At 60.6% G+C, this 9,765-nt stretch carries 10 protein-coding genes and 2 pseudogenes; 8 read left to right on the plus strand and 4 right to left on the minus strand.

Annotation, left to right across the window (positions count from 1 at the left end):
* The first annotated feature begins 246 nt into the window (after positions 1 to 246).
* A complete protein-coding gene (locus AC0L2Y_RS27565; protein WP_473560815.1) occupies positions 247 to 531 on the plus strand; it encodes a DUF982 domain-containing protein in 285 nt (94 codons plus the stop codon).
* A gap of 500 nt (positions 532 to 1,031) precedes the next feature.
* Here AC0L2Y_RS27565 and AC0L2Y_RS27570 read toward each other — a convergent pair whose 3' ends face one another.
* Positions 1,032 to 1,373 (minus strand): low affinity iron permease family protein, encoded by a 342-nt coding sequence (locus tag AC0L2Y_RS27570; protein WP_473560816.1) that lies wholly within the window; start codon positions 1,371 to 1,373, stop codon positions 1,032 to 1,034.
* A gap of 452 nt (positions 1,374 to 1,825) precedes the next feature.
* Here AC0L2Y_RS27570 and AC0L2Y_RS27575 point away from each other — a divergent pair.
* The 4 genes and pseudogenes from AC0L2Y_RS27575 to AC0L2Y_RS27590 form a co-directional block, all read left to right on the plus strand.
* Positions 1,826 to 1,987, plus strand: a pseudogene (locus AC0L2Y_RS27575) (DUF2269 family protein); the annotation flags it as partial.
* A gap of 269 nt (positions 1,988 to 2,256) precedes the next feature.
* Positions 2,257 to 2,985: a hypothetical protein gene (locus tag AC0L2Y_RS27580; RefSeq protein ID WP_473560817.1), complete on the plus strand. Its 729-nt coding sequence runs from the start codon at positions 2,257 to 2,259 to the stop codon at positions 2,983 to 2,985.
* Positions 2,982 to 3,377 (plus strand): phage holin family protein, encoded by a 396-nt coding sequence (locus AC0L2Y_RS27585; RefSeq protein ID WP_473560818.1) that lies wholly within the window; start codon positions 2,982 to 2,984, stop codon positions 3,375 to 3,377. The genes AC0L2Y_RS27580 and AC0L2Y_RS27585 overlap by 4 nt, the downstream gene beginning before the upstream one ends.
* Positions 3,374 to 4,288 (plus strand): hypothetical protein, encoded by a 915-nt coding sequence (locus tag AC0L2Y_RS27590; protein ID WP_473560819.1) that lies wholly within the window; start codon positions 3,374 to 3,376, stop codon positions 4,286 to 4,288. Before AC0L2Y_RS27585 ends, AC0L2Y_RS27590 begins: the two co-directional genes overlap by 4 nt.
* Before the next feature lie 176 nt (positions 4,289 to 4,464).
* Here AC0L2Y_RS27590 and AC0L2Y_RS27595 read toward each other — a convergent pair whose 3' ends face one another.
* Entirely contained in the window at positions 4,465 to 5,277 is an 813-nt protein-coding gene (locus tag AC0L2Y_RS27595) for a hypothetical protein (protein WP_473560821.1), read from the minus strand.
* Entirely contained in the window at positions 5,261 to 6,064 is an 804-nt protein-coding gene (locus AC0L2Y_RS27600) for a M20/M25/M40 family metallo-hydrolase (protein WP_473560823.1), read from the minus strand. The genes AC0L2Y_RS27595 and AC0L2Y_RS27600 overlap by 17 nt, the downstream gene beginning before the upstream one ends.
* A gap of 283 nt (positions 6,065 to 6,347) precedes the next feature.
* Between AC0L2Y_RS27600 and AC0L2Y_RS27605 the strand changes: the two genes are divergently transcribed.
* The 3 genes and pseudogenes from AC0L2Y_RS27605 to AC0L2Y_RS27615 all read left to right on the plus strand — a co-directional run bounded on the left by AC0L2Y_RS27605 (position 6,348) and on the right by AC0L2Y_RS27615 (position 8,048).
* The gene (locus AC0L2Y_RS27605) at positions 6,348 to 6,740 is read left to right on the plus strand and encodes a GFA family protein (RefSeq protein WP_473560825.1); all 393 of its coding nucleotides are present in this window, start codon (positions 6,348 to 6,350) and stop codon (positions 6,738 to 6,740) included.
* A 578-nt stretch (positions 6,741 to 7,318) separates the two neighbouring features.
* Positions 7,319 to 7,624: pseudogene (locus AC0L2Y_RS27610) on the plus strand (alpha/beta fold hydrolase); the annotation flags it as partial.
* Positions 7,548 to 8,048, plus strand: coding sequence for an alpha/beta fold hydrolase (locus tag AC0L2Y_RS27615; protein WP_473560835.1), 501 nt, complete (start codon positions 7,548 to 7,550; stop codon positions 8,046 to 8,048). The pseudogene AC0L2Y_RS27610 and the gene AC0L2Y_RS27615, both read left to right, overlap by 77 nt.
* 410 nt (positions 8,049 to 8,458) lie before the next feature.
* Here the strand turns inward: AC0L2Y_RS27615 and AC0L2Y_RS27620 are convergent, their stop codons facing one another.
* Positions 8,459 to 8,944, minus strand: a complete 486-nt coding sequence (locus AC0L2Y_RS27620) for a YciE/YciF ferroxidase family protein (RefSeq protein WP_473560827.1) — start codon at positions 8,942 to 8,944, stop codon at positions 8,459 to 8,461.
* Between the last annotated feature and the right edge of the window lie 821 nt (positions 8,945 to 9,765).

A 9,765-nucleotide genomic window follows, 5' to 3' on the forward strand; every position in this document is an offset into this window, starting at 1 on the left:
TCGACTCTCAGCCGCGCTCAGGCTGGCGCTGATGCGGGGCTCATGGACGTTGCGCCGTTCAAAGGCTTTGACCCCGCCGGCCTAGGTTTGTGCCAACGCGTGCTTCAACGGCTCGCACCGACGAAACGCCTACCCCTCGCCCTTGGACGGCGACGTCTCGCATCTCGTATTTTGACTTTGTGGAGGGGCATGCAACCTCCGCCCTCTCTTCGCGTTTAGCCCCGTTCAATCCTGGCGAGCGAGAAAATGCCGGCGTTCATTCCGATTACGATTTACCTGAATTGCAAGCCGATGGTGGTTGCATCAATATCCGACGCTGCGAGAGCGCTTGAACAACCATGGCCATACACGGGCAAGCCGCGGCGGCTCGAAGCCGTCCGAATGATCAAGGAGTGCTTGGCCGGTCATTGCAATCAACAAGCTGCGACCGATGCCTTCAAGGCGGCCGCAATCGAACAGGGACTTTTTACGCAAGGGCGTCCGAGCGCAGGCCTTACAACATTCGACGCGGTTGTTAGAGACATGGTGTGAGCTCATACCGCTCTCGCCATTTGGACCGCAAGTAGGCTTCGCCGGCATCGCTATGCCGACGCCTTCCGCGGCGTCGACCTTCCCTCGGGAATGCGGCAGCGGTCGACGGCGGTGTGCTTCCACATAGCGCGGTCAAATCGGGGAGACCTGCCTAGCTTGGAAGTGCTTCCGCCACCTCCGCGAAAAGATGCACTCCCACGGAATACGACAGGCCGCAATGATTCCGACCCGGGCAGTCCTCCAGTCCTCGAGCTCCCCCTAGCTGCAAGTCCGGCGAACCGGCTCGCGTCCATCCCGGTTTTGCAACGGCCAGTTTTCTTGCCGACTACCACAGTGCGCATGCGTTAGATTAGCCACCCTTCGCTTATAAGCTTAGCGCTGCTGCGCATCTGTCGGGCTTGGCCGCCGCTGGCCGGACCTTGAGCGACCGCCTCGGGCCGGACTCAGCTTGCGCATGATGGCTTTTGAGCAGCGCTCACGCATCAGAGACTCCCCCGTGCTTAGTTTCTCGATCGGCCGCCGCCGCTTCCAATTTCGAGCCGCGCCAAATGGGCCTTAATTTCCTCAGGCTCGGCGTGCTCCAGCCCGACGACATTGTTCCTCGTTTCCTTCAATGCAACGATAATTTCATCGAGCTTGGCATGGATGGCAGCAGTGTCGCGATAACCCTGGATCAGAACAACGCCGGTAATCACAATCGCAGCTACTGAAAGCGCATAGGTGATTACGTTTGTTAGGCCGAAAGGGACCATCGCAGTGCAGGCTATCATGGCCACGATGATCAGATAAAAGCCGGGCGGCCGGGACAGAAAGTCAGCCATTACAAAGAGAAATCGGTTCATGTGAATCCCGAAACAAATGATGTAATCCGATTGGGGCTCGATTTTGGGTGCTCGTCAATGCGGTCCGCAATGCAGGCGGCCTCGCCTACGAGCCAGCGCAATGAGGCGCCGCCTCTGGTTGCGGCTTGCCGGCCAGCTCTTTTTCAAAACGAGTGTTTTGAGAAACGGCAGCTCGACATGAGGAGCAAAGCTCCGCGGCCGGAACCAGCCTCGTGCAGGTTACTTAGTCAACTGCTTCCACTGTACTTTGTGCCTGGAGGCGGGGATTACCGGCTTGCCGGGATCGGCTGGAACTCAGCGGCCCTTCAGGACGGCCCCGTCCATGTTCTCATTCTGCTTACGGCCGGGTAGATCCCGGACCTTGGTTCCCTTGTGAAGAGGAGCTTTTAGGTCAGGACAATCGGGATGTGGCCATTCTTCACAGGAAAAGGGCTGGTCGCCAGCGGTGCCATAAAATGCGCAAGCTGGCATCTCAAGCCGCCGCTGCAGGCGCGTCGTTGCCGCTGCGCTATCATCGGCTCTTCTGGCTGTGGTTCGCGTTCGGCTTCCCCGCCTTCGCTGCGGTATTCGGGATTTTCTGGCTGATGACCACTCGGCCAGCAATAGAGTGGTAGGTCGCAGGCAGGTCCCACTGCGATAATGCCCAGTCAAACCACTGCGGAAAAATTCCGGCCCATGCAGCGCGAATCTGCAGGGATGGACCTGCGCCTCAACCTGTAAATCGCACCTGAGTCCAGTCTCGTATCATTTCCAAACCGGGCGCTCACCGCCATCGGCACAGGACAAGATCCCGTCTTGAGGCTGGTTAGGCGTCGCTTACAAAAAAGATGACGCCTGCGGGAACACGGGAAGCACAGGCAAGTTCGGTGCGCAGTGGAGGAGATTGCGCCATGAACAATGTTATTTATCTCATCGGCCTCGTCGTCGTCGTGCTTGCGATCCTCTCCTTCCTCGGATTCCACTAGGAGACACCATGCAGGACCAGGACGATCAGGGCCGTCAGACGGCCGATTTCGAGACCGCCAGAAGCGAACTTTCGGAAAGACTACGACGGGAAAAGCAGACCGCGACGGAAGCGCTCCACGATGCGCGTGACGAGATCACCAGGAAAGCCGGTGATTACGCATCGGAAGCAAAGCAAGCATTGTTCAACAAGGCGGAGGGAACGCAGCGCGACGTGAGCGCCAATCTGAAAGCCTTCAGCGGCGCATTGCGCGCGGCAAGCGAGCATCTTGCCAATAATGATCAACGGACCGCTTCGAAATTCGCCCTTGACGCCGCAGGCGGGCTCGAGCGGCTTTCCTCGTCCCTGAAGGATAAACCCTTCGACGAAGTGCTTGGCGAAATCCAGTCATTCGGCCGCGAAAATTCGGGGGCGCTGATCGCCGGTTCGGTATTGGCAGGCCTGGCGTTGGGGCGGTTCATCAAGAGCTCGCCATCCTCTGCCGAAGCCGGAGCACCGGGCCAGTCGGGAACAGGCCGAGCGACCGAGACGGGTCCTAGTTCGGATGAGTTCGGAGGGCGATCGGCAGAGGCAGTTGAGCCCGCCCCGCTAGGATCCGATCAGTCCGGCGATGACTGGGCCAATGCAAGCCTGGAGCGAAACCCATGACCGACAATCAGGACACTCGCAGCCTGACAACCCTTGTCAGCGATCTGGCACAGCAGGTCACAACACTGCTTCAAACCGAAAGCAGGCTGTTGCGGGCTGAAATGTCGGAAAAGGTAAGCAAGGCCGGCGCCGGCGCCGTGGAGGTGATTGGAGGCGCCATTTGCCTGCTCGCCGCCCTGATGGTGCTTTTGCAGGCGCTGGTGATTGCCCTGGCGAGCGCCGGGCTGGGAGCCGGATGGTCCTCGCTGCTCGTCGGCATCTTGGTAGCACTACTGGGCGTCATACTCTTGCGCTCCGGCAAGGCAAGCATGGCTCCCTCAGAGTTGACCCCCGACCGGACACAAGACCAACTTAAACGCGACGCACGCGTGATCAAGGACCAGATAAGATGATCGACAAATCCGCAGCCGAACTCGAACGCGATGCCGACATTGCCCGTGCCAAGATAACGGACACGGCGGACTCGATCCGGAGCAAGATGACACCAGGTCAGCTGATCGACGAATTCACCGGGATGTTCAGCGACGAGGGATCCGCCATGCTCAGCAATCTTAAGACTCAGGTCAGGGACAATCCGTTGCCGCTTACATTGGTCGGCGCGGGCCTGGCCTGGCTAATGCTTGGCAAGGGCACGTCGGTAGACAGTTCAGCACTTGGTGCCTATTCCCCCAGCAGGGAACCTGACGGCACCCGAAACTTCTCTGACCAGAGGGGCTTGGGCGGGGCCTGGCAGGATTCACGCGGCGATGAGTACGGTGCCGAGGGCGAAGATTCCGCCGGCTCCATGCTCTCCGATGCCGCTCGTTCGGTTGCTTCCGTAGCAGGCGGTGCGACTGAGGCTGTGGCGGACGTTGCGAGCGGCGCGAAAGAAAGGTTAGGAAGCACGGTTGGGCAGTTCGGCTCGGCAGCCACCGATATATCGGGGCGGGTGCGGCAGTCGGCGCAGGACCTGTTCCAGCGCGAACCTCTGGCCATGGCCGCGGTGGGCCTTGCCGTGGGCACCGCCATCGGCGTGATGCTGCCGCACACAGCCACGGAAGACGCGCAACTCGGCCCATACCGCGACAAGCTTCGTGACAGTGCCGATGAAGTCTTTGAGGAAGGCGTGGAGCAAGCCAAGCAGGTCGCCGCCGAAGCATATGAGACTGTAAAGGAAGAGGCTGACCGACCGGGTTCCAGCGGCGACGCCGAGACGTTGGTCGATCGCGTCGAGAAAGTCGTGAAAAAGACGGCAAGCAAAACCGAGGAAGCCATTCGCGATCGTTTGCCGGAGTCGGACGAGCCTCCCAAAACTTCGTCATAGCGCTACCGCCGGTTCGTGGCGCGCTGGCGAAGCTGTTCTTGAGAATCTCTTCACGGCGACGGCATGCCTCGGGATTGATCCGGCTGCAACCTCGGCTTTGCCGATTTGCTCCTGGCGAGGTATCGAGTTTTGCTTCCGCTACGCGTGCTTTGCGAGAAGTGCCGCACAAACATCGCTCACGACTTGCGGCAGGACATCGAAGCATAGCCGATGTGAAGCCGCTCGAGCGGGGTATGGTAGTCTCGTCCCCACGGGCCGATATTGATGGTGGGAATGTTGGCCAGCCCGCCTGACTTCGGCCAGCGAATGCCGTCGCGCCACATCGGCGTGTTGCGGGCGACGACATTGAGACCGGATTCGGTAGCCTCCCCAAAGAAGCTCATATCCGAGATGCCGGCGAAATAATCCGCACAGCCGATCGCCGAGCCATAGCGGGCGGTTGCGCCGGCTGCGATCTCGAAGGCAATCGCGCGCAACCTCGCCGCTGCCGGCCTGTCCGAAAGGTTCGTCGGCAGATAGGGTATCGAGCCGAAGCCGGTGACGATTGCCGGTCCCGGCAAGCGGCTCAATCGCCATGCCTCTTCGGTAACCAGCCGGCATTGCTCGGGCAGCGGGAGATCGCCCGCGGCAAGAGACGCGCCGACGGTGCCAAGCCTTGATCTTGCTTCCGCATCGAGACAGTCCAGCAGTGCCTCGTAACGATGCAGGGGAATTGTTTCGACCAGATCGATCGCGGCGCTGCCGTGCTGGCAATGCCGCCGCTGCTTCAGCTCCGCAAGGCAGGCAAAAGCAGCATCGGCGCAAAGCCGGTCAAAGCGATCAAGCACCTCGTCCGGGCTCCGTCGATAGCTCAGCGCGTTAAAGCTGGCGAACGCCGTAGCCGGCGTTGTTACGTCATAGCGGGACTTGCCGTCGCGAATATTGAGCAAGCTCGGCGGTGTGCCCGGAACGGACTCGGCATTGTCGGTAAGCTCAGAGGCCCATTCCACCCGGGCGGCTATGGCAGCGGCAACGGTCGCGGCATTCAGCCCATTTCAGGGGAAAACCGCTATGCGCGGGAACGCCGACGACATGGGCCGTCAGAAGCAGCTTGCCGACCGTTCCAAGCGCGATGACGCGACCCTTGCTGCCGTCGCCGTCGTCGGCGATCGCATCGAGATTGATTGCCGCCAGAATATCGAGCCCGCCCTCGCCTGCAATCGCCGGCAGCGCCTGTGCCGCCTTGCGCGCTCCGGCAGAATTGTTCTCTTCGTCGGGGACGGCGATGAACAAAAGATTTCCCGCCGCGTTAGTGCTCTCGGCGAATGCGGCACAGACCGCCAGCCCGGCGGCGAGACCGGTCTTCATGTCGAGCAGGCCGCGCCCTGCGAGAAAATCTCCCGACGCGAAATCGTCCCGCGCCCGCCTTGCGGCAGGCGCATCTGCCGAGGCCAAGGTTTTGCCCAGCGCCTGCGTGAGTTGTTGCGGCCGAGTTGCCATGTCCTCCAGCTCGCCATAGTCGCTCGTCGTAACAGTGTCGTAGTGGCCGGTCAGCATGACAGTTGCGTGGCCAATACCGCGGACCAGCATCGCCACGCAGTGGCGCCCATCCCCCGGCTCGACTTCTATGGTCCAGATTTCCGCCCGGCGAAATGCCGTCTCGTGGCGCAACGCGTCGGCTAGCCATGGGCCGAACGAGGCTTCGCCATCGGTCCCGGTGACGCTTTTCCGTTCCGTTAGCGCGATGGCCCACCGTCTGGTCCGGCCGGCCAGGCCGCTCCTTGCCCCACTATTCATCGTTCTCCTCGACGCACGTGAAAGAGCCTGGGCTTAGTGCCTCCGGCAACCTTCTCAAGGGCGGCCCGGGGTGGGCGGAGTTGACGGCTGGAACCAACCCTCCTTGCCACTCGTTGCCCGGCAAAGGAGATTACGCCATGCGCCTTCCCAAGGCACCCCAACCAGAAGAGCCGCCATTAGACGCGCCAATGTGGACGCCGGATATCGATGTGCTCCCGTATGAGACTTCTGTTCCGAATCCAGACGAGAGCGGCGATCTCTCTGTGCGAGCGGTGTCGATATGATGGACGAGCAAGTTCGCACAGGTGGCTGCCTTTGCGGTGCTGCCAGCATCCGGCTCAAAGGGCAGCCGACGAGGGTTGCTATATGCCACTGCCATGACTGCAGGCGAACGAGCGGGAGCGCCTTCGTCTGCTTCGCGGTTTGGCCCAGATCGAGCTACGAAGGCACTGGCAATCTCCACACCTTTGCCGGGCGAAGCTTCTGCCCAACCTGTGGTTCGCGCCTCGTAAGCCTTCGGGACGACGAGGCCGAGGTGATGATCGGCAGTCTGGATCAAGCTCCGAGCAATCTTATACCAGATTATGAGCTGTGGATCGGGCGACGGGAGTCATGGCTGTTGAACCTGGAATGGGCCGAGCAGTTCGAGCACGATTGGGAGCCCAGGAGAAACTGAGGCGCCCCAATGGAGACGGCGTTGTCTGAGCCGGCCTAGCAGCCCGATCCACCGGTCAGACATTCCTAACAGCGCGTTACGGTGCTGCGCCTGTCATCATCGAGACCTTTCAGCGCACCGGCGTTAAAGCCCTAACTAGCGTCTCATTTCAAAGTTCGGGCGAGCGGAAACCAGCAGAACCTCCCTCGAGGAACAACGGACCATCAGGCGGGTTGGGGCAGCCAAACTGGGAGAGCAAAGATGGACTCGGCAAGCCACGCGCCGACACGCGCGGCAGTTCGGCAACAGCATCAAGGCGTTTCCAGAGCGGTCACGACTGTCTACTTTGCGCGCGGCGGCTGCTAGTGGCCCAACACACGAACAGGACAACAGCAGCCGCCGTCCTGTTTGGCGCCGGGTTGGCCAGCCTGGCGCTGTACAACAGCGCTCGCGCGAGACGCGCGCTTTGCCCGGACGGGTCGGGGTGCTTTATCGGGGTGACGGGACTGCGCCTGCACCTCCTTGAGCAGGGCAGCGGAACGCCGTTGACCCTGCTGCACGGAAACGGCTCGTCGGCCGAGGATTTCAAGACCAGCGGCATGCTCGACGAAGCGGCCGGCAAATACCGCGTTCTCGCCTTTGACCGGCCCGGCTTCGGCAAGAGCACGCGGCCGCGAGGCAAACGGTGGACGGCGGCCGCGCAAGCCGATCTCATTCATGCCGCCGTCGCGCAGGTTGGGATCGAAAGATATCTCGTTCTGGGCCATTCCTGGCCGCGCGTCGGTGGCTCTCCAACTCGCGCACAGGCACCCAGCATCAGTTGCCGGAATCGTCCTTGTCTCAGGTTATTACCATCCGCCGCCGCGCCTGGGCCTTGCACTGGCGGCGCTACCGGCCTTGCCTATCGTCGGTGGAGTTTTCCGCCACACCTTGCTGCCGCTGCTTGTGCAGCTCGCCTGGCCGCTTGCGATGGGCAAAATATTTCGCCCCGGCATCATCTCTGCGGCGTTCGCTTCGTCGGCAAAGGACATCGCCAGCCGGCCCTCACAATTGCGGTCAATCGCGGCCGAATCGGGATTGATGCTGGCCGCCGCGCTGACTGGCGGGCGCTTCACCCGCTACGATGATCTGTCGCTGCCTGTCGGCATTATCGCTGGGGCCGGCGACCGGTTATTCGATGCGAAAGCCGAGGCTCTTGGACTACAATCCGAGATTCCTGGTTCGTTTGTGCATATCATCCCCCAGGCCGGCCACATGGTCCACCACACCGCACCGCTAGCCGTTCTCGCCATGGTGGACAGGGTCGCTGCAGCGGCCAGCATGAAGTAGGCCGGCACTGGCACATGATCCCGAAGTTGAACCCGGTTTTCAGAAAAGATCATGCGCAGAGCAAGATAGAACCCCGTCCCGACCCTATCGGGTGGCGAATCCGATGATATACCTCCCGGCGAGTAGGCATTCAGCGAACCGCATCCTGTGCATCCATCCATGCCGGTTCCGCGTACGCCTCCGGCGAAGGCCGGCGAAGGCCGCCTTGCGGGAGGATGGCACGGTAGCGAGGCTGCGCTCTTAAGGTCGCCCTTACGAGCGTAGTTAGCAGCACAGCATGACCTAATCGGTCGGCAACCACCGCGTCGACGGCTCGGTGGTTGCGGTGTACATGCGCGCCTGGATTGGGAAATACAACCCAGCTCCTATCCGTCTGCCGGGGGCCGCGGTCGGGTCGATTCGATCCGAACTTATGCGGCCTGCTGCATCGCCCGTTCGTTGACGCCTGTTTCGCCTAGTCGGGTGAGCGCCTCATCGGTTGCTTTTTCTTCCTTGAGCGTCTGTTCGAGTAGCGGGACGGCGTCTTTCAGACCAAGTAACCCGGCCCATGCGACAAGAGTCCAGTAGCGCGCTATTTCATAATGTTCGACGGACTGGGCTGCAGCCGCGCGACCCGCATCCAATGCCGGAGCCTCGTCGAATTCTTCCAAAATCTCCTCTCCTTCTTCGATGATGCCGTCGATCGCCGGGCACGTTTTCCCTTGGGCTCTCTTGCCAAAGGCGTCGAAAACCTGCTGCAGGCGCTCGATCTGACCTTCCGTCTCGTCACGATGTTTTTCGAACGCCGCCTTCAGCTCTTCGGACTCCGCGCCCTTTGCCATTTTCCGGAGCGCCGTGAGAATCTTGCGTTCGGCGTAGTAGATGTCTTTCAGACCATCATAGAAAAGGTCTTCCAAACCCTTGGAGCTGCCTGAAGGTTTGCTGTCATGGTGTCGAAGCTAACAGGGTTAGGAAGTTTCTTCGAGATCTCTACAAGACCAGCCCTTCAATCTCCTGATGCGGGCCAGGAGAATTGCCGGGTCATACGGCTTGGCGATACGAGGGCCATTCTCGCAGAGGTTACTGGCTGCTTTGGCAGTCGCTCCATGGCCGACGACGGCACCACCTTGATGTCTTCGCTATTCTCCCGGACCACGCGGCAAGCTGAAAACCATTCGTGCCGCCTGGCAGACAAAATGGTGTCTACATAGACGCTGGAATGCACCCCTGCCTCTTGCCTAGCAAGGCGTCTTTTGCCTCGATAAAAAACTCGGTAGCCTCGATGTCGAAGGTAGTCCGCGATGCCCGATCGAGTGGTCACGTCACCATTAACTACCAAAAACGTGTCAGGCTTTGACCTAGTCAAATCTTCCATCCAACTGCAACGGTCAACTATCGTTCGTATTCCCGACCACCTCTTGCAAATCGCCTGCTCGTACAGACTTTGTCCGGGTGCGTGGGAAGGTGCCATCCTGCCTCTTAGAGAGACGACGAACGGGCTGAGAAACAATTTGACGTTAAAAGACGCAGCATCGAAGAGACCGCCCTCAGGAAGAAAGTGGCCGGTCGCAGAGGTTGCGGTAAAAAAAGCCGGCAGATGTGGAGGTCTTCGCGAACAGCTTAGCGAACGATCATTCGGTGCGTGATGCTTTGGGACATGAGATCGTGTCCCAGGGAGTGGTGTAGCTGGCGGCATTGGTCGCCGTGCTCTCCGGCATGGGCCGGGCTGATCAGCGCG

The organism is Mesorhizobium sp. WSM4830 (genome assembly GCF_055811495.1).

What these genes read in the sequence shown, in the direction of transcription:
- AC0L2Y_RS27600 (WP_473560823.1), bottom strand. Translation starts at nt 6,064, where the DNA reads ATGAATAGTGGGGCAAGGAGCGGCCTGGCCGGCCGGACCAGACGGTGG.
- AC0L2Y_RS27585 (WP_473560818.1), top strand. Translation starts at nt 2,982, where the DNA reads ATGACCGACAATCAGGACACTCGCAGCCTGACAACCCTTGTCAGCGAT.
- AC0L2Y_RS27570 (WP_473560816.1), bottom strand. Translation starts at nt 1,373, where the DNA reads ATGAACCGATTTCTCTTTGTAATGGCTGACTTTCTGTCCCGGCCGCCC.
- AC0L2Y_RS27605 (WP_473560825.1), top strand. Translation starts at nt 6,348, where the DNA reads ATGGACGAGCAAGTTCGCACAGGTGGCTGCCTTTGCGGTGCTGCCAGC.
- AC0L2Y_RS27565 (WP_473560815.1), top strand. Translation starts at nt 247, where the DNA reads ATGCCGGCGTTCATTCCGATTACGATTTACCTGAATTGCAAGCCGATG.
- AC0L2Y_RS27590 (WP_473560819.1), top strand. Translation starts at nt 3,374, where the DNA reads ATGATCGACAAATCCGCAGCCGAACTCGAACGCGATGCCGACATTGCC.